This is a genomic window from Streptomyces sp. NPDC038200 (genome assembly GCF_055600785.1).
In genome coordinates, this window is record NZ_JBVJYH010000014.1 from 150,778 (window position 1) to 167,932 (window position 17,155).

General features: G+C 72.2%; 19 protein-coding genes. 11 read left to right on the forward strand and 8 right to left on the reverse strand.

What is annotated here, in order from left to right; translation table 11 throughout:
- The first annotated feature begins 163 nt into the window (after positions 1–163).
- Positions 164–808, forward strand: coding sequence for a TetR/AcrR family transcriptional regulator (locus tag ACZ7KF_RS26550; RefSeq protein WP_225829012.1), 645 nt, complete (start codon positions 164–166; stop codon positions 806–808).
- A gap of 4 nt (positions 809–812) precedes the next feature.
- Here ACZ7KF_RS26550 and def read toward each other — a convergent pair whose 3' ends face one another.
- Entirely contained in the window at positions 813–1,352 is a 540-nt protein-coding gene (gene def / locus ACZ7KF_RS26555; protein WP_471079867.1) for a peptide deformylase, read from the reverse strand.
- Between the two features lie 151 nt (positions 1,353–1,503).
- Here def and ACZ7KF_RS26560 point away from each other — a divergent pair, with 151 nt between their 5' ends.
- The 8 genes from ACZ7KF_RS26560 to rocD all read left to right on the forward strand — a co-directional run bounded on the left by ACZ7KF_RS26560 (position 1,504) and on the right by rocD (position 8,838).
- Positions 1,504–2,742: a DUF1727 domain-containing protein gene (locus ACZ7KF_RS26560; RefSeq protein ID WP_471079870.1), complete on the forward strand. Its 1,239-nt coding sequence runs from the start codon at positions 1,504–1,506 to the stop codon at positions 2,740–2,742.
- 21 nt (positions 2,743–2,763) lie between these two features.
- Positions 2,764–3,492: a type 1 glutamine amidotransferase gene (locus ACZ7KF_RS26565; RefSeq protein WP_471079873.1), complete on the forward strand. Its 729-nt coding sequence runs from the start codon at positions 2,764–2,766 to the stop codon at positions 3,490–3,492.
- 202 nt (positions 3,493–3,694) lie between these two features.
- Complete coding sequence (locus ACZ7KF_RS26570) at positions 3,695–4,720, forward strand: 6-phosphofructokinase (RefSeq protein WP_471079876.1); 1,026 nt, start codon at positions 3,695–3,697, stop codon at positions 4,718–4,720.
- Positions 4,721–4,902: 182 nt separating this feature from the next.
- Positions 4,903–5,853: a cytochrome c oxidase assembly protein gene (locus tag ACZ7KF_RS26575; RefSeq protein ID WP_471079879.1), complete on the forward strand. Its 951-nt coding sequence runs from the start codon at positions 4,903–4,905 to the stop codon at positions 5,851–5,853.
- Between the two features lie 115 nt (positions 5,854–5,968).
- Positions 5,969–6,136 carry a hypothetical protein gene (locus ACZ7KF_RS26580; protein ID WP_471079882.1) on the forward strand — a complete coding sequence of 56 codons (168 nt, stop codon included), beginning with the start codon at positions 5,969–5,971 and terminating at the stop codon, positions 6,134–6,136.
- A 36-nt stretch (positions 6,137–6,172) separates the two neighbouring features.
- Positions 6,173–6,658: an Lrp/AsnC family transcriptional regulator gene (locus ACZ7KF_RS26585; protein WP_471079885.1), complete on the forward strand. Its 486-nt coding sequence runs from the start codon at positions 6,173–6,175 to the stop codon at positions 6,656–6,658.
- A gap of 153 nt (positions 6,659–6,811) precedes the next feature.
- On the forward strand, positions 6,812–7,621 hold the full coding sequence (ddaH, locus tag ACZ7KF_RS26590; RefSeq protein ID WP_471079888.1) for a dimethylargininase: 810 nt from the start codon (positions 6,812–6,814) through the stop codon (positions 7,619–7,621).
- Entirely contained in the window at positions 7,621–8,838 is a 1,218-nt protein-coding gene (gene rocD / locus ACZ7KF_RS26595; protein ID WP_471079891.1) for an ornithine--oxo-acid transaminase, read from the forward strand. Before ddaH ends, rocD begins: the two co-directional genes overlap by 1 nt.
- Before the next feature lie 52 nt (positions 8,839–8,890).
- On the opposite strand, the gene ACZ7KF_RS26600 is transcribed toward rocD, so the two are convergent.
- The 3 genes from ACZ7KF_RS26600 to ACZ7KF_RS26610 all read right to left on the reverse strand — a co-directional run bounded on the left by ACZ7KF_RS26600 (position 8,891) and on the right by ACZ7KF_RS26610 (position 10,930).
- A complete protein-coding gene (locus ACZ7KF_RS26600; protein WP_471079894.1) occupies positions 8,891–9,511 on the reverse strand; it encodes a DUF305 domain-containing protein in 621 nt (206 codons plus the stop codon).
- 91 nt (positions 9,512–9,602) lie between these two features.
- Entirely contained in the window at positions 9,603–10,004 is a 402-nt protein-coding gene (locus tag ACZ7KF_RS26605; RefSeq protein ID WP_471079897.1) for a DUF6153 family protein, read from the reverse strand.
- 137 nt (positions 10,005–10,141) lie between these two features.
- A complete protein-coding gene (locus ACZ7KF_RS26610) occupies positions 10,142–10,930 on the reverse strand; it encodes a bestrophin-like domain (RefSeq protein ID WP_471079900.1) in 789 nt (262 codons plus the stop codon).
- 363 nt (positions 10,931–11,293) lie between these two features.
- Between ACZ7KF_RS26610 and ACZ7KF_RS26615 the strand changes: the two genes are divergently transcribed.
- Both ACZ7KF_RS26615 and ACZ7KF_RS26620 read left to right on the forward strand, forming a co-directional pair.
- On the forward strand, positions 11,294–12,016 hold the full coding sequence (locus ACZ7KF_RS26615) for a lysophospholipid acyltransferase family protein (protein ID WP_471079903.1): 723 nt from the start codon (positions 11,294–11,296) through the stop codon (positions 12,014–12,016).
- A gap of 58 nt (positions 12,017–12,074) precedes the next feature.
- Positions 12,075–13,097: an NAD-dependent epimerase/dehydratase family protein gene (locus ACZ7KF_RS26620; RefSeq protein WP_471079906.1), complete on the forward strand. Its 1,023-nt coding sequence runs from the start codon at positions 12,075–12,077 to the stop codon at positions 13,095–13,097.
- Positions 13,098–13,148: 51 nt separating this feature from the next.
- On the opposite strand, the gene ACZ7KF_RS26625 is transcribed toward ACZ7KF_RS26620, so the two are convergent.
- The 4 genes from ACZ7KF_RS26625 to ACZ7KF_RS26640 all read right to left on the reverse strand — a co-directional run bounded on the left by ACZ7KF_RS26625 (position 13,149) and on the right by ACZ7KF_RS26640 (position 17,152).
- Positions 13,149–14,744, reverse strand: a complete 1,596-nt coding sequence (locus tag ACZ7KF_RS26625; protein ID WP_471079909.1) for an alpha/beta hydrolase — start codon at positions 14,742–14,744, stop codon at positions 13,149–13,151.
- 223 nt (positions 14,745–14,967) lie between these two features.
- Positions 14,968–15,735 (reverse strand): urease accessory protein UreD, encoded by a 768-nt coding sequence (locus tag ACZ7KF_RS26630; protein ID WP_471079912.1) that lies wholly within the window; start codon positions 15,733–15,735, stop codon positions 14,968–14,970.
- Complete coding sequence (gene ureG, locus ACZ7KF_RS26635) at positions 15,723–16,400, reverse strand: urease accessory protein UreG (protein WP_471079914.1); 678 nt, start codon at positions 16,398–16,400, stop codon at positions 15,723–15,725. The genes ACZ7KF_RS26630 and ureG overlap by 13 nt, the downstream gene beginning before the upstream one ends.
- A 77-nt stretch (positions 16,401–16,477) precedes the next feature.
- Positions 16,478–17,152, reverse strand: coding sequence for an urease accessory protein UreF (locus ACZ7KF_RS26640; protein WP_471079917.1), 675 nt, complete (start codon positions 17,150–17,152; stop codon positions 16,478–16,480).
- Between the last annotated feature and the right edge of the window lie 3 nt (positions 17,153–17,155).

The following is a 17,155-nucleotide window of genomic DNA, read 5'->3' on the forward strand; positions in this document are numbered from 1 at the left end:
CCAGCGGCGGCAATGCAATGTTACTAGCGGTAACAGGAGTGTGTTACCGATCGGTAGGAAAAGTCAACCGCCGATGACGCCTCGGCATCCCGTTCGATGTCAGGGGCCCGGTCAGTGTTACTTTGCGCAGGCGTCACCGAATCAGCACGGGTGGGGAGAGCACATGGACACCACGCAGCGGACCGATCAGCAGCGGTCCGCCGACCGCCGACGGCGCGAGCTGCTGGAGGCCGCCGACCGGGTGGTGCTGCGCGACGGCCCGCAGGCGTCGATGAACGCGATCGCGGCGGAAGCGGGTATCACGAAGCCGATCCTGTACCGGCACTTCGGCGACAAGGGCGGCCTTTACGCGGCCTTGGCCAAGCGGCACACCGATGCCCTGCTCGCCTCGCTGCGGGCCGCGCTGGACGCCCCCGCCGACCGGCGCGAGCGGGTCGAGTCCACCCTGGAGACATATCTCGCCGCCATCGAGGCCCGGCCCCAGGTGTACCGGTTCCTCATGCACCCGGCGGAGGGGAGCCAGGGCGGCGACCAGGGGTTCGACGTGGGCAAGCACAGCGTCCCGCTGCTCCGGCGGATGGGCGAGGAGCTGGCCCAGGTCATCGAGGAGCGGGTGGACCTCGGCCCGGAGAGCCAGCAGCTGGCCCGGGTCTGGGGGCACGGGATCGTCGGGATGATGCACGCCGCCGGAGACTGGTGGCTCGGGGAACGGCCCTGCTCCCGGGCCGAACTGGTGCGGTCCCTGGCGGATCTGCTGTGGGGACGGCTCGCGGCGGCGGGAGACAAGGTCGGCGGACCGGGATTCTGAGCCCTCACCGGCTCCAGGAGGCGCGGGAGATCTGTCGCTGGAGTCTGCGCCTGCGCCAGCCCGTGACGTGGTCCGCGTACACCCGGCCCGCCAGGTGGTCGCACTCGTGTTGCAAGCATCTGGCAAAGAAGCCGGTGCCGTGCACGGTGACCGGCTCCCCGGTGACCGTGAACCCCTCGACCACCGCGTGGTCGTGTCGCTCGGTTCCCGCCTCCAGCCCGGGCAGGGACAGGCAGCCCTCCGGTCCCCTGACGACGACCCCGTCCGCCGTCACCAGACGGGGATTCACCACGTGGCCGAGGTGACGCACGTCCTCGTCGTCGGGACAGTCGTACACGAACACCCGCAGACCGACCCCGATCTGGTTCGCGGCCAGGCCCACCCCCTGCGCCGCGTACATCGTGGCGAACAGGTCCTCCACGAGCGCCGCCAGGTCGGGACCGAAGTCGGTGACGTCCCGGCAGGGCTCGCGCAGCGGTGCGTCGCCGAGCAGGATGAGAGGCCGGACGCGCCCGCGGGCGCCCGGAATGGAACCGTGTCGCATGGCGGCAAGGGTACGGTTCGTTCAGCTCATGCCCGCCGTGGAAGGTCGGGCCGGGATTCGGGTGTGGGAATGGATCTCGATAGGCTGAGGTTCACACCACGCTGCCGGATGGCCCCAGGCGCGGCGCGTACGCTAGGAGGATCGAGAACTGATGGCAGGCAACTCGGACCCGCTCACGCCGCGGGCCAAGCTGGCCGTGACCGCGGGCAAGGCGGTCGCTGCGGCATCGCGTGCCGCTGGACGCGGCAGCGGGTCGGTGATCGGTGGCCGGGTCGCGCTGAGACTCGACCCCGACCTGCTCGCCCGGCTCGCCCAGAACCTGGACGTCGTCCTGGTGTCGGCGACCAACGGCAAGACCACGACCACCCGGCTCATCGCGGAGGCGCTGCGCGCCGCGGGCCCGGTCGTGTCGAACGCGCTCGGCGCCAACATGCCGGCCGGTATCACCTCCGCGCTCGCGGGCGGCTCCGACTCGAAGTTCGGCGTCATCGAGGTCGACGAGAAGTACCTGGCCGGTGTGGCCCGTGACACCGACCCCAAGTGCATCGCCCTGCTGAACCTCTCCCGCGACCAGTTGGACCGCGCGGCCGAGACCCGGATGCTCGCCGAGAACTGGCGTGAGGGACTGGCCGGTTCCAAGGCCGTCGTCGTCGCCAACTGCGACGACCCGCTGGTCGTGTGGGCCGCGTCTTCGTCCCCGAACGTGATCTGGGTCGCGGCCGGGCAGATGTGGCAGGAGGACGCCTGGTCCTGCCCGTCGTGCGGTGGCGTGATGCAGCGCCCCGGCGACGACTGGTTCTGCGGCGAGTGCGGCTTCCGCCGGCCCACGCCGACCTGGGCGCTCTCCGGCGACCACGTGCTGGACCCGCACGGGTCCGCCTGGCCGATCCATCTCCAGCTGCCGGGCCGCGCCAACAAGGCGAACGCGGCCAGCTCCGCGGCCGTCGCCGCCGTCTTCGGGGTGCCGCCGCAGGTCGCCCTGGAGCGGATGTACCAGGTGCAGGCGGTGGCCGGCCGGTACGACGTCGTCCAGTTCGAGAACCGTGACCTCCGGCTGCTGCTGGCCAAGAACCCGGCCGGCTGGCTGGAGACGTTCTCCCTGATCGACCCGCCGCCGGCGCCGGTGATCCTGTCCGTGAACGCCCGTGGAGCCGACGGCACCGACACCTCCTGGCTGTGGGACGTCGACTACACCCGGCTGACCGGCCACCCGATCTTCGTCATCGGTGACCGGAAGCTGGACCTCGCCGTCCGACTGGAGGTCGCGAACCAGCACTTCCAGGTCTGCGAGAACCTCGACCAGGCCGTGCAGATGTGTCCGCCGGGCCGGATCGAGGTCATCGCGAACTACACCGCGTTCCAGGACCTGCGCCGCCGCGTCGGCAACTGATCTTCGAAGGGCGATCACCTCATGAGCGACAACCAACTGCGGCTGGTGTGGATCTACCCGGACCTGCTGAGCACCTACGGCGACCAGGGCAACGCCCTCGTCGTGGAGCGGCGGGCCCGGCAGCGCGGGCTGGACGTGGCCCGGCTCGACGTGCGCAGCGACCAGCCGATCCCGACCTCCGGCGACATCTACCTGATCGGCGGCGGCGAGGACCGGCCCCAGCGGCTCGCGGCGGAGCGGCTGCGCCGTGACGGGCATCTGCACCGCGCGGTGGAGAACGGCGCGATCGTCTTCTCCGTCTGCGCCGGCTACCAGATCCTCGGCCACGAGTTCATCAACGACCTCGGCCAGCGCGAGCCGGGCCTCGGCCTGCTCGACGTGGTCTCGGTGCGCGGCGAGGGCGAGCGGTGCGTCGGTGACGTGCTGGCGGACATCGACCCGCAGCTGGGTCTGCCCCAGCTGACCGGCTTCGAGAACCACCAGGGCGTCACCCACCTCGGCCCCACGGCCCGCCCCTTCGCCCGGGTGCAGATCGGCAAGGGCAACGGGACCGGGGACGGCACGGAGGGCGCGTACAACGGGACCGTCTTCGGCACGTACATGCACGGGCCGGTCCTCGCCCGCAACCCGCTGATCGCCGACCTGATGCTGAAGCTGGCGCTGGACGTCAACGCCCTGCCGCCGATCGACGACCGCTGGTACGAGGCGCTGCGGAGCGAGCGCATCGCCGCGGCGCAGCAGCCGGCGTAACCCTTTTCCCGGCGCGGTCCCCGCGCGTTCCGGCAGGCTCGTGGTGGGCCCGCCTGACGGCTCGTCCGCTCACATGTGCGGGCGCGTCCAGCAGGCGGACGCCCGCTACGGCCCCACCCCCTCGCGCCGGTAGGGTGGCCGGGAATCCGCCGGACAACGTGGTCCGGTCTACCCGGCCCACGTTGAGAAGGTATTTCGGGCTATGCGCATTGGTGTCCTCACGTCCGGCGGCGACTGCCCCGGCCTGAACGCCGTCATCCGGTCCGTCGTGCACCGTGCCGTCGCCGACCACGGCGACGAGGTCATCGGCTTCCGGGACGGCTGGAAAGGCCTCCTGGAATGCGACTATCTGAAGCTCGACCTCGACGCCGTGGGCGGCATCCTCGCCCGCGGCGGCACCATCCTCGGCTCCTCCCGGGTCCGCCCGGAGCATCTGCGGGACGGAGTCGAGCGGGCCAGGGGCCATGTCGCGGAACTCGGCCTGGACGCGATCATCCCGATCGGCGGTGAGGGCACGCTGAAGGCGGCCCGGCTGCTGTCGGACAACGGCCTGCCCATCGTGGGCGTGCCCAAGACCATCGACAACGACATCGCCGTCACCGACGTCACCTTCGGCTTCGACACCGCGGTGACCGTGGCGACGGAGGCCCTGGACCGGCTGAAGACCACCGCCGAGTCCCACCAGCGCGTGCTGATCGTGGAGGTCATGGGCCGGCACACCGGCTGGATCGCCCTGCACTCGGGCATGGCGGCCGGCGCCCACGCCGTCGTCGTCCCCGAGCGGCCCTTCGACATCGACGAGTTGACGAAGAAGGTCGGCGAGCGATTCGAGGCGGGCAAGCGGTTCGCGATCGTGGTCGCCGCGGAGGGCGCCAAGCCGCGCCCCGGCTCCATGGAGTTCGACGAGGGCGGCAAGGACATCTACGGCCACGAGCGCTTCGCGGGCATCGCCCGGCAGCTCTCCATCGAGCTGGAGCAGCGGCTCGGCAAGGAGGCCCGCCCGGTGATCCTCGGGCATGTGCAGCGGGGTGGCACGCCGACGGCGTACGACCGGGTGCTGGCGACCCGTTTCGGATGGCATGCGGTGGAGGCCGTGCACCGGGGCGAGTTCGGCAGGATGACGGCGCTGCGCGGGACCGACATCGTGACGGTGCCGTTGGCGGAGGCCGTGGAGACGCTCAAGACCGTTCCCGCCGAGCGGTACGAAGAGGCGGAGTGCGTCCTGTAGGGGGCACGCCGTAGGGGGTGTCTTTCCGTCGCCGGGTGCGGCTCCCCGGGGGGGTGCTCGCGCGGTTTCCGCGTCCCTCCGGGGCGTGTCGCACCCGACCCCGGTCAAAGGGGTGACCGAGGTCGGTTCTACCCTTGGGCGGGACAGACTTCGCACAACCCCCACGAAACAGGAGCCGGCGGATGGATCACAGCGGGCACGGCATGATGATGGATCTGCCGCCGTTCACGCTGGCCCGAGGGCTTGAGTGGTCGGCGGACCCGTTCTTCCTCACCGCCTGTCTGGCCGGGCTGGCCCTCTACGGCTGGGGGGTCGTGCGGCTGCGCAGGCGCGGGGACTCCTGGCCGGTCGCGCGCACCGTGTCGTACGTCGTCGGCGTGCTCACCATCGCGCTGGTGATGTGCACGAAGCTGAACGACTACGGCATGGTCATGTTCAGCGTGCACATGGTGCAGCACATGGTGATCAGCATGCTGTCGCCGATCCTGATCCTGCTCGGCGCCCCGGTCACGCTGGCGCTGCGCGCGCTGCCGACCGCGGGCAAGGGCCGCAAGGGGCCGCGCGAGCTGCTGCTGATGCTGCTGCACAGCCGGTACATGCGGATCATCACCCACCCCGCCTTCACCATCCCGCTGTTCATCGCGAGCCTGTACGCCCTGTACTTCACCCCGCTGTTCGACTTCCTGATGGGTTCCAGGGCCGGGCACATCGCGATGATGGTGCACTTCCTCGCGGTCGGTGTCGTGTTCTTCTGGCCGATCATCGGCGTGGACCCGGGGCCGCACCGGCCCGGCTATCTGATGCGGATGCTGGAGCTGTTCGCGGGCATGCCGTTCCACGCGTTCTTCGGTATCGCGCTGATGATGGCGTCGACGCCGATGGTGGAGACCTTCAAGAACCCGCCCGCCTCGCTCGGCATCGACGCGCTGTCCGACCAGAACGCGGCGGGCGGCATCGCCTGGGCGTTCAGCGAGGTCCCGTCGGTGCTGGTGCTGATCGCGCTGCTGTTCCAGTGGTACGGCTCAGAGCAGCGGCAGGCCAAGCGCAAGGACCGGGCCGCGGACCGCGACGGCGACAAGGAGCTGGAGGCGTACAACGCCTATCTGGCCTCGCTGAGCGCGCGCGAGAGCTGAGCGGCCGTCCCCCCTCGTCCGGGCCGGAGGCATCGCCTCCGGCCCGCGGCCGTATCCCCTTCGGGCGGGAATCGGGGCACCATGGTCGAGGACGGACCAGGAGGAGGGTGTCGCGATGCCCGGTCACACGAACGGTTCCACCAAAGCGATGGGGGCACTCACGGTCGGCGGGCTGGTCGTCGTGACCGCCTACACGGTCGCGCTCGGGAGCAACGGCTGGCTGTGGTTCGGATGGGTGGTGCTGGGCCTGCTGACGCTCGCGCTGGTCGTCACCCAGTCCTGAGCCGCGGCGCGGGAGCGGGCTGGCTACAGTGCCCGCATGAACAGCAGGACGCCCTCGTTCGACGAGCTGGACCGCCAGATCATCACCGCGCTCATGGGGAACGCCCGGACCAGTTTCGCCGAGATCGGGGCGGCGATCGGGCTGTCCGCCACGGCGGTCAAGCGGCGCGTGGACCGGCTGCGGGAGACCGGGGTGATCACCGGGTTCACGGCGACGGTGAAGCCTTCGGCGCTCGGCTGGCGCACGGAGGCGTACGTCGAGGTGTACTGCGAGGGCGCCGCCCCGCCCCGGCGCCTGGCGGAGGTGGTCCGCAACCATCCGGAGATCGCGGCCGCCATGACGGTGACCGGCGGCGCCGACGCCCTGCTGCATGTGCGGGCCCGGGACGTGGAGCACTTCGAGGAGGTGCTGGAGCGGATCCGCGCCGAACCCTTCATCCGGAAGACGATCAGCGTGATGGTGCTGTCCCATCTGCTCCCGGAAAGCCCGGAAGCGGGCGCCACCCACGCGGCCCCCGAGTGACCCGACGGGCGCGCAGGAGTCGTGCGCATGCGCGGCTCACAACGCAGCGATGCTGCGCATCCACGCAGCTCTTCTCACTTGTCGTCCGTCTGCCTCCCTTCCTACCGTGGTGTCACCCCTCAGTGACACACAGGAAACCGGAGGAGACCCTCTGTGTCCGAAAGCCGTGTGCCGCGTTCCCGGCGTTTTCTCGTCTGCGAACCCAGACACTTCGCCGTCCAGTACGCGATCAATCCCTGGATGCATCCGGACCGGCCCGTCGACGTGGACCTGGCACGGGAGCAGTGGCAGTCGCTGATCCGCACCTACCGGGCCCACGGCCACACCGTCGACAGCGTCGAGCCGGTACGCGGCCTGCCGGACATGGTGTTCGCCGCCAACGCGGCGTTCGTGGTCGGCGGCCGGGTCTTCGGCTCCCTGTTCCACGCTCCGGAGCGCCGTCCCGAGTCGGAGCACTACGACACCTGGTTCAAGGCCGCGGGCTACGACGTGTACCGCCCCGAGTCGGTGACCGAGGGCGAGGGCGACCTGGTGTGGACGGGCCGCTACGTGCTGGCCGGCACCGGGTTCCGCACCACCCGTGAGGCGCACCGGGAGGCGCAGGAGTTCCTCGGCCACCCGGTGATCGGCCTGACCCTGGTGGACCCGTTCTTCTACCACCTGGACACGGCGCTGTTCGTCCTCGACGACGACAACATCTGCTACTACCCGGAGGCCTTCTCGGCGGGCAGCCGGGAGGTCCTCAGGCGGCTGTACCCGGACGCGGTGCTCGCCACCCGCGACGACGCGATGGCGTTCGGCCTGAACTCCGTGTCCGACGGCCGCCACGTCTTCATCGCCCCGCAGGCCGAGGCGCTGGCCGAGCGCCTGGCCGACCACGGTTACGCCCCCGTCGCCGTCGACCTGTCGGAGTTCCACAAGGCCGGCGGTGGCATCAAGTGCTGCACCCAGGAGATCCGCTGATGACCGCACCCGCGCGCCCGCGTACGTCCGACGACCTGATCCGCGCGGAGGAGCCGGTTCTCGCGCACAACTACCACCCCCTGCCCGTGGTCGTGGCCCGGGCCGAGGGCACCTGGGTGGAGGACGTCGAGGGCAACCGCTACCTCGACATGCTGGCCGGCTACTCGGCCCTCAACTTCGGCCACCGGCACCCGGCGCTGATCGAGGCCGCCCACCGCCAGCTCGACCGGCTGACCCTGACGTCCCGGGCCTTTCACAACGACCGGCTGGCCGAGTTCGCCGAGCGGCTCGCGGAGCTGACCGGCCTGGACATGGTGCTGCCGATGAACACCGGCGCGGAAGCGGTGGAGAGCGGCATCAAGGTGGCCCGCAAGTGGGCGTACGACGTGAAGGGCGTCCCCGCCGACCGGGCGACGATCGTGGTCGCGGCGGAGAACTTCCACGGCCGCACGACGACCGTCGTGAGCTTCTCCACGGACGAGACGGCCCGCGCCGGCTTCGGTCCCTTCACGCCCGGCTTCCGGATCGTGCCGTACAACGACCTGGCCGCGCTGGAGGCGGCGGTCGACGAGACCACGGCCGCGGTGCTGATCGAACCCATCCAGGGCGAGGCCGGCGTGATCATCCCGGACGACGGCTATCTCGCCGGGGTGCGGGAGCTGACCCGTCGCAAGGGCTGTCTGTTCGTCGCGGACGAGATCCAGTCGGGCCTCGGCCGCACGGGCCGTACTCTCGCCGTCGAGCACGAGGACGTCGTCCCGGACGTGCTGCTCCTCGGCAAGGCGCTGGGCGGCGGCATCGTGCCGGTGTCGGCGGTGGTGGCCCGCCGCGAGGTGCTGGAGGTGCTGCACCCGGGTGAGCACGGCTCGACGTTCGGCGGCAATCCGCTCGCGGCGGCGGTCGGCACGGCCGTGGTCGAGCTGCTGGAGACCGGTGAGTTCCAGCGCCGGGCGGCCGAGCTGGGAGTGATCCTGCGGGACGGGCTGACCGAGCTGGTCGGCCGGGGCGTGACCGGTTTCCGCTCGCGCGGGCTGTGGGCCGGCGTGGACGTCGACCCGGCCCTCGGCACCGGCCGCGAGATCAGTGAGCGGCTGATGCGCGAGGGGATCCTGGTCAAGGACACCCATGGCTCGACGATCCGGCTGGCGCCGCCGCTGACCGTCACGGCGGAGGAGCTGCGGTCCGCGCTGGCGGCCCTGGAGAAGGTGCTGGCCTGAGGAAGGGGCGGGCGGGGGCCGGTGGTGTCACCGGCCCCCGCCCGCCGTGCCGTCAGCTCGTGCCGAGGAGCTGCTTCATCTCCTCGATCTCGGCGTTCTGCGCGGTGACGATGGCGTCCGCCACCGCCTTGGCCGCGCCGTCCCGGCCCTTCTCCTTCTCGGTGGTGGCCATCTCCACGGCGCCCCGGTGGTGTTCGACCATCAGCGACAGGAACCGGCGGTCGAAGTCCTTCCCGGTGGCCTTCTGCAGGGCGGTCATGTCGGCGTCGCTCATCATCCCGGACATCCCGGAGTGGCCCGAGTGGTCCATGCCGGCCATGGGCACCTGCTCGCCCCAGGCCTTCAGCCAGCCGGTCATGGTGCGGATCTCCGGGTCCTGTGCCTTCTCGATGCGCGCGGCGAGGTCCTTCACCCGGGCCGAGGAGGCCCGGTCGGCGGCGAGTTCCGCCATCTCCAGGGCCTGCTGGTGGTGCGGGATCATGCCCTGCGCGAAGGCGACGTCCTGGGCGTTGTGCGCGCCGGCCGACGCGCTCGCGGTGGCGGAGGAACCGTGGCCGGTGTGGGCACCGGAGCCGCTGTCGTCGCTGTCGCCGCCGCAGGCGGCCAGGAGGAGGGCACCGGTCACGGCGACCGTGGCGAGGGCGGCGCGGCGGGTGAGGGTACGGATGGTCATGCGGGAACTCCTGCTGCTTCAAGGGATTTCGGGCACGTGTGCGCACGACCGCGGCACCCGCGTACGACGGGGTGTGCGGCCGGGGCGGCCTCTAGATCCGCAGGAGTTGGAGTTCGGCCAGGTCGGGCGGGGCGCGGGCGCCCTCCGGTGTGGCGGCCGGAGCGGAGTGCGGGCGGCCGGCAGCGGCGGGGACGGTCACCGGGCCGGGGGCGGGTGCGGGCAGTTGCGGGCCGCCGTCCGGCGCGCCCGAGGCACAGCTGGGGTCGGCGTGGTGCAGCCGGTGGCCGCCGCAGTGACCGGCACCGTCCGGGCAGTCGTCCGGTGCGGTGACGGCGACCGCGTGGTGCGCGGCGTGCTCGTGCCCGGCGTGTCCCATGCCCCCGCCGGGCGCCAGAGCGTGCATGCCGAGAATTCCGGCCAGCAGGGCCAGCACGAGCAGCGCGCGGTGCCGCCGCCGGGGCGGTCGGTGGGCGTGCGTGCGGGTGCCGGTCATCGGGGACATCGTACGGGGGCCGGGCGCGGGCGGCGCGCAGGGGCACGCGGCCGTGGCGGACCGCGGACGGCAACCGGGGGCCCTCCGCGACGCCCCCGTCCCCGCGACGGCTCGCCGCCCGGTCCCCGGCCCGCCGTCTACGGTCCGCCGTCGAAGAAGCCGGACCTCAGGTCCCCCACAATGGTGTCGAGGGGATGCCCGCTGACGATGAAGGGTCCGCTCCAGGGCGCGCTCAGCGCGAAGAGCAACGCCAGGCTCAGCCCGACCACACTCGCCACCCCCACGATGAGCAGGGACGTGCGCAGGCTGCTGCGGAAGACCAGCGCGCCGGAGTTCACGATCAGGGCCAGCCCGCTGACCGCGAGCGTGACGACGTAGAGCGCGGGAACGTCGCGCGAGGCGGCCGCGATCCGGGCGCGGCGACTACTGGTGACACCGTCCAGGGCGGCCACCAGCTCCGTGCCCGTCGGGGTTCCCACCTCGGGCCGGGCCGCCTCGGCACGCACACTCCGCTCCAGCCGGGCGATCGCGCGAGCGGTGCCCGCGTCGTCACCGGACGCCGCTGCCGTTCCCTCCCATTCCCTGGCACGCGTGGTCCGCAAGTAGTCCAGCAGTGCCGTATGGATCGGCTCCGACCGGACGCGCGGACTCGTCGCCGCCCACGCCAGGCGGGAGGCCGCGGCCGCCTCGTCGCTCACCAGCCCTTCCGCCGCGCGCAGATAGCCGGCCTCACTGGCCAGGGAGAGCGCCGCGAAGATCGCGAAGGCGGCGCCGAGGGTCGGCATCAGGGGCGTGGCGATCTGCGGCACCCGGTCGTGTTCCCCCACCGGTACCAGCGCCCGGATGCCGACCCGGGCCGCGGCCGCGACCAGCAGGGCGAGCGACAGCCCACCCACCACCAGCACCGCCGCAGGCAGCGAGGTCAACCAGTTCACCACATCACCCACAGCGCGTCCCGCGAGTACCCCGGGCCGGCGACACGTCGGCCCCTCGCGACCCGGAGCTCCTCGTCGATCACTTTTCTCGAACACTTCATGATCACAGGACGAGGACGTTCGGCGCTCGCGACACCCGGCACGGCGTCCCGCGATGACGGTGTGGCGGAACGCGCTGCCCGCCGCAGGCGAAGACCTGACCGTTCGTCAGTGAACCCGGCCGACGATCAGCATAAGACCGGCTGAACCTGGCTACAGATGACGACAGGTGCACATCAGCCCATGTCCCCGATCTCCGTGCTGCCCTCGGGAAACGCCGGTCCCCCGGGGGTCCGGCACAGTGAGGAGCGAGCCGTGTTCTACTACCTGCTCAAGTACGTGGTGCTGGGTCCGCTGCTCAAGCTGGTCTTCCGGCCCCGGATCGAAGGGCTGGAGCACGTGCCCGCGTCGGGCCCGGCGATCGTCGCCGGGAACCACCTGTCCTTCGCCGACCACTTCCTGATGCCGGCCATGCTGAAACGCCGCATCACCTTCCTGGCCAAGGCGGAGTACTTCACCGGGCCCGGGGTGAAGGGGCGGCTCACCGCCTTCTTCTTCCGCAGCGCCGGGCAGATCCCGGTGGACCGCTCCGGGAAGGAGGCGGGACGGGCCGCGATCCGGGAGGGGCTCAAGGTACTGCGCAAGGGGGAGCTGCTCGGCATCTACCCGGAGGGCACGCGGTCGCACGACGGCAGGCTGTACAAGGGCAAGGTGGGGGTCGCCGTGATGGCGCTGACGGCGGGCTGTCCGGTGGTGCCCTGCGCGATGATCGGCACGTTCGAGGCGCAGCCGCCCGGCAAGGTCGTACCGAGGATCCACCCGGTGACGATCCGCTTCGGCGAGCCTCTGGACTTCTCCCGCTATGCCGGCATGGAGGACGAGAAGGCCGTGCTGCGGGCGGTCACCGACGAGATCGTCTACGCCATCCTGAACCTGTCCGGGCAGGAGTACGTCGACGAGTACGCGGCCGTCGTCAAGGAGCGGCAGGCGGCGGAGCACGCGAGGGAGCGCAGGTTCCCGCGGGCGCCGCTGAGTTGACCTCTGCCGTCGGCAGAAGAACCGTGCCCCCGCCGGCCGGTGTGCCTAGGCTCGCCGCATGAAGAGGGCTGTGGTGATAGGGGCGACCGGGCAGATCGGCCGCCCGGTGGTGGCGGCGCTGGCACGGGACGGCTGGGCGGTGACGGCCGCCTCGCGCGGCGGCGGCCGGGACGCGGCCTGGGACGAGGGGGTGCGGACGGTCCGGCTGGACCGCGCCGACGGCGCGGCTCTCGCCGAGGTGGTGGGCGACGGCTGCGACCTGGTGGTCGACATGGTCGCCTACGACGCCGGGCACGCACGGCAGTTGACGGATCTCGCGGACCGGATCGGCTCGGCGGTGGTGATCTCCAGCGTGTCCGTGTACGCGGACGGCGCGGGGCGCGGCTTCGACACGCAGAACGAGCCGGGCGGCTTCCCGGCCTTCCCGGTGCCGGTCTCCGAGACCCAGCCGGCGGTGGCGCCGGGTGAGACCTCCTCCAGCACCCGCAAGGCCGCGGTGGAGCGTGAACTCCTCCACGCGGGCGACAGGTTGCCGGTCACGGTGCTGCGGGCGGGCGCGGTGCACGGGCCGTACAGTCCGCTGCCGCGTGAACTGTACTTCGTGCGCCGCAATCTGGACGGGCGGCGCGACCGGGTGCTGGCGTACGGCGGCCGGAGCCGGTTCCATCCGTCGAGCGCCCGGAACATCGCCGAACTGGTGCGGCTGGCGGCGGCCCGGCCGGGCTCCCGGGTGCTCAACGCCTGTGACGACCAGGCGCCGACGGTCGCGGAGATCGGGGCCGCCGTCGACGCCGTGATGGGGGTGGAGACGCGGACCACGTACCTCGACGGACCGCCGGCCGGCTCGGTGGGCCTGACACCGTGGTCGGTGCCGCTGCCGGTGGTGTTCGACATGTCCGCCGCGCAGCGCGAGCTGGGCTACCGGCCGGTGGTGTCGTACACCGAGAGCCTGCCGGAGACGGTGGAGTGGCTGACCGGGGCGGTACGCGGGCGGGAGTGGCGGACGTGCTTCCCGCTGCTCGCCCGGGTGTACCCGGACCTGTTCGACTACGCGGCGGAGGACGCCTGGCGCGGGGCGTGAAAGAGGGGCGGCCGGATTCCCGGCCGCCCCTCGTCACCGTACCGGCGAAGGTTACGGCTTGGGCGTGGCGTGCGGGGCGCAGGTCACGTCCTTGCCGTCCAGGGTGCCCTTGAGCAGGTAGGCGTCGACGCGCTGGTTGATGCACGGGTTGACCAGGCCGGTCACGCCGTGGGAGCCCGCGTTCTTCTCCGTGATCAGGCGCGAGCCCTTGAAGCGCTTGTGCAGATCGACGGCACCCTCGTACGGGGTGGCGGCGTCCCGCGTGGACTGCACGATCAGCACCTGGGGCAGACCCTTGTGGGTCTTGACCTCGACCGGGGTGTGCTGCTTGGCCGGCCAGGTGGCGCACGGCAGGTTCATCCAGGCGTTGGCCCAGGTCATGAACGGGTAGTCCTTGTTGAGCCGGGTGTTGTCCCGGTCCCACTTCTGCCAGCTGGTGGGCCACTTGGCGTCGGCGCACTCGACGGCCGTGTAGACCGCGTTGCTGTTCTCGGCGCTGATGTTGCCGGCCGTGTCCGACAGGTCGGGGGCGGCGGCGTCGACGAGCGCCTGGGTGTCACCGGCGACGTACTTGCTGAACACCGTGGCGACCGGCACCCAGGAGGAGTCGTAGTACGGCGCGCTCTGGAAGAAGGAGATCAGCTCGGCCGGGCCGACGACTCCGCCGAGCGGGCTCTTCTTGGCGGTGGCGCGCAGCTGGAGCCACTTGGCCTGGACGGCGGCGCGGGTGGTGCCGAGGTGGAAGGCGGCGTCGTTCGCGGCGACCCAGTCCTCCCAGTCCTTCCACCGGCCCTCGAAGGCGATGTCCTGGTTCAGGTTGGCCTGGTACCAGATGTTCTCGCGGGCGGGGTCGACCACGCTGTCGACGATCATGCGGCGCAGGTGGCCGGGGAAGAGGGTGCCGTAGACCGCGCCGAGGTAGGTGCCGTAGGAGACGCCGAGGTAGTTGAGCTTCTTCTCGCCCAGGGCGGCACGGATGACGTCCAGGTCGCGGGCGGTGTTCGGCGTGGTCATGTGCGGCAGCATCGCGCCGCTGCGCTCGCCGCAGCCGTCCGCGTACGCACGGGCCAGCTTGCGCTGCGCGGTCTTGTCGGCGGTGCTGTCGGGCACCGGGTCGGCCTTGGGCGCCTTGACGAACTCCTGCGGGTCGATGCAGGAGATGGGCGCCGAGTGGCCGACGCCGCGCGGGTCGAAGCCGACGAAGTCGTAGGCCTTGGCGACGTTGGCCCAGAGGGGGTTCTTGTTGGTGACCCGGGTGGGGAAGCGCATACCCGAACCGCCGGGACCGCCCGGGTTGTAGACGAGCGCGCCCTGGCGCTCCTTCTGCGTGCCGGTGTTGCCGATGCGGTCCACGGCGAGCTTGATCTGCTTGCCGTAGGGGTGGGCGTAGTCGACCGGCACACTGACCCAGCCGCACTGGATGGGCTTCGCCAGCCCCCAGTCGGCCGGGCAGTCCTGCCAGTGGATGCCGGCCTTGGCGGCCCGCTCGGCGGCCACCTGGGCGCCCTTGGCCTCCCGGTCCGGGCCGGACCGGCCGACGGCGCCGGCCGTGGGCGCCGACATGGCACCGGCGATCAGGGTGGCAGTGACGAGTGCTCCGGCGGAACCGAGTGCCAGCAGGCGGCTCTTCGGTCTGTTCTCCCTCAAGTGGGCCCCTCCCCGTACCTCGCTGTGAGTGGTCAGAGGGGGATCCTCTCGGTTGTGAGCCCGCTGAGGACAGGGGACGCCACCCTTCTTTACCAATCCGATAACCGGATGATCAAGTCCCGCTGAGCGAAGTGCCGTCCCGACCGGCCGCGTTGAGCCGTCCCGCCCGTCCGGCGGCGCGACGGCTGCCCGCGCCCCTGCCGCCCCCCTCTCGGCGCGCGCTTCAGCCGAGCTCGGTCAGCACCTCGTCCAGGAGCCTTCGCAGCCGCAGCGCGTCCGGGGCGACGGCGCTGACAAGGGCGGCCGGGCCGGTCAACGGCACCAGCGCGGCGTACTCCCCGAGGACTCGCGCCTGGACCGGATGGGCCGCGAACTCGGGGCGCACGACGACCAGCTGGCCCACCGCCCGGTGCCCGGACAGGACCGCCGGCCCGTCCCAGCCGCCCGGCGCGCCGGGCCCGCAGGCCAGTTCCTGGTCGAGCACGGTCCGGCCGGCGACCCGCACGGTCAGCCGGCTGGTGAGCCGCCCGGACGGCTCCCCGGCGCGTCCCAGCACCTGCTCCTCGCGCAGCACGAGCCGGGCACCGGCACCGAGTTCCGCCCGAGTGGTGACGTACAGGTCACTGCCGTCGGCGGAGATCAACTGCTCGGGCAGCCAGCGCAGTTCGGCGCCGTCCGCCACGTCGAGCGTCACCTCGTACCGGGCCTCGCCCTTGCTCTGGCCCGGCAGGGCGAGGGTGGCGGCGGCCGATCCGACGTGCAGCCGGGCGCCCTCCTCCACCCGGGCGGCCAGCGTGAAGCGGTCGCCGCCCAGCGGTCCGCTCATCGCGCCGACGACCATGACCTTCGCCTCGGTTCCGGTCGACCGGGTGCGGCGCAGCGCCAGCGGACCCTCGCCGTCCAGTACGGGCAGGACCGTGGCGCCGCGGCCGTCGGCGCGGGCGACGATCCGGGCGCTCGCCCGTACCCCGGTGGCGGTCACGCCGTCCATGCGCCGAGCCGCTCACGGACCCACGCGGCCACGTCGGACACGCCGCTCTCGCCGCGCAACGACTGCAGGACGACCGGGAGTTCGGCGCGCTGCGCCTTGGCGTCGGCGGCCATCCGGGCGAGGTCGGAGCCGACGTACGGGGCGAGGTCGGTCTTGTTGACGACCAGCAGGTCGGCGGTGGTGACGCCGGGGCCGCCCTTACGGGGGATGTCGTCGCCGCCGGCCACGTCGATCACGAAGATCTGGGCGTCCACGAGCCCCTTGGAGAAGGTGGCGGTGAGGTTGTCGCCGCCGGACTCGACGAGGATCAGATCCAGCGGACCGACCGCGTCCTCCAGGTCCTCGACGGCCTCGAGGTTGGCGGAGATGTCGTCGCGGATCGCGGTGTGCGGGCAGGCGCCGGTCTCGACAGCGGTGATCCGCTCGGGCGGCAGCACGGCCTCCCGCAGCAGGAACTCGGCGTCCTCGCGGGTGTAGATGTCGTTGGTGACGACCGCGAGGGACAGCTCCTCGCGCAGCGCCCGGCACAGGGCGGCGACGGTGGCGGTCTTGCCGGATCCGACGGGCCCGCCGAGCCCGATGCGCAGGGCGCGCCGGGTTCCGTCGGGGCGGTGCGCGTCGGCGCTGACGGCGGCGGGGCCGGTGTGGGTGTGGTCGAGGTGCATGTGCGGCTCCTTGTGCGAGAGGGCTCGTGCGGGCGACGGCCGCTCCGGGTCCGGGGAAGGGGGGTGGGCGGGCTGACTCATGAGGCGAACAGCCGCACCGGCCACGCGGCATGGGCCTCCGCCATGACCTCCAGCAGCGGTGCCGAACCGGCGGGCAGCGCGTCGACACCCTCGGCCGTCGCCCTGCGCGCCGCCTCCACCGCGGCGTCCGCGACGCGGTCGAGTTCCGGCGCCAGCCGGGCCAGCACGCCGGTCGCGTCGAACGGGTCGAGGCTCAGCAGCCGCACGGTCGCCGTCGCCGGTCCGCTCACGCTCTCGTAGACCGCGCAGTGGGCCGCGTCCCCGGGGCCGAGTCCGGCTGCCCGGGCCGCCAGTCCGAGCACCACGGGCTGATGGGCACCCTTGGGGAACCGGCGTGCCAGGGCGTCGAGTTCGGGGGACGGCCAGGTCGTCCGCGCGGCCCGCAGCAGTTGCCGCCCCAGACGCCGCGCGACGCCGCGCAGGGCCGGGGACGGGGTGCGCGCGTCCGCCGCCGCGTCCAGTTCGCCCGGGTCGGCGCCGAGCGCGGCCGCCGCCGCGAGCGCTCCCGCGACCAGTCCGGCGGTGTGCAGCCGGCCCCGGCAGAACTCCGCCAGGGTCGCGGCGTCGGTGATGCGGCCCGCCCGCACGGCGGCCTCCGCCCCGCCGGAGTGCGCGTGCCCTCCGGCGGGGAAGCGGCCGTCGGCCAGGACGAGCAGTGCTGCTCGTGACATCAC

Bases quoted from the DNA above. Each gene is read 5' to 3' on its own strand.
- ACZ7KF_RS26550 (WP_225829012.1), top strand. From the start codon at position 164: ATGGACACCACGCAGCGGACCGATCAGCAGCGGTCCGCCGACCGCCGA.
- def (WP_471079867.1), bottom strand. From the start codon at position 1,352: ATGCGACACGGTTCCATTCCGGGCGCCCGCGGGCGCGTCCGGCCTCTC.
- ACZ7KF_RS26560 (WP_471079870.1), top strand. From the start codon at position 1,504: ATGGCAGGCAACTCGGACCCGCTCACGCCGCGGGCCAAGCTGGCCGTG.
- ACZ7KF_RS26565 (WP_471079873.1), top strand. From the start codon at position 2,764: ATGAGCGACAACCAACTGCGGCTGGTGTGGATCTACCCGGACCTGCTG.
- ACZ7KF_RS26570 (WP_471079876.1), top strand. From the start codon at position 3,695: ATGCGCATTGGTGTCCTCACGTCCGGCGGCGACTGCCCCGGCCTGAAC.
- ACZ7KF_RS26575 (WP_471079879.1), top strand. From the start codon at position 4,903: ATGGATCACAGCGGGCACGGCATGATGATGGATCTGCCGCCGTTCACG.
- ACZ7KF_RS26580 (WP_471079882.1), top strand. From the start codon at position 5,969: ATGCCCGGTCACACGAACGGTTCCACCAAAGCGATGGGGGCACTCACG.
- ACZ7KF_RS26585 (WP_471079885.1), top strand. From the start codon at position 6,173: ATGAACAGCAGGACGCCCTCGTTCGACGAGCTGGACCGCCAGATCATC.
- rocD (WP_471079891.1), top strand. From the start codon at position 7,621: ATGACCGCACCCGCGCGCCCGCGTACGTCCGACGACCTGATCCGCGCG.
- ACZ7KF_RS26600 (WP_471079894.1), bottom strand. From the start codon at position 9,511: ATGACCATCCGTACCCTCACCCGCCGCGCCGCCCTCGCCACGGTCGCC.
- ACZ7KF_RS26605 (WP_471079897.1), bottom strand. From the start codon at position 10,004: ATGACCGGCACCCGCACGCACGCCCACCGACCGCCCCGGCGGCGGCAC.
- ACZ7KF_RS26620 (WP_471079906.1), top strand. From the start codon at position 12,075: ATGAAGAGGGCTGTGGTGATAGGGGCGACCGGGCAGATCGGCCGCCCG.
- ACZ7KF_RS26630 (WP_471079912.1), bottom strand. From the start codon at position 15,735: ATGGACGGCGTGACCGCCACCGGGGTACGGGCGAGCGCCCGGATCGTC.
- ureG (WP_471079914.1), bottom strand. From the start codon at position 16,400: ATGCACCTCGACCACACCCACACCGGCCCCGCCGCCGTCAGCGCCGAC.
- ACZ7KF_RS26640 (WP_471079917.1), bottom strand. From the start codon at position 17,152: ATGTCACGAGCAGCACTGCTCGTCCTGGCCGACGGCCGCTTCCCCGCC.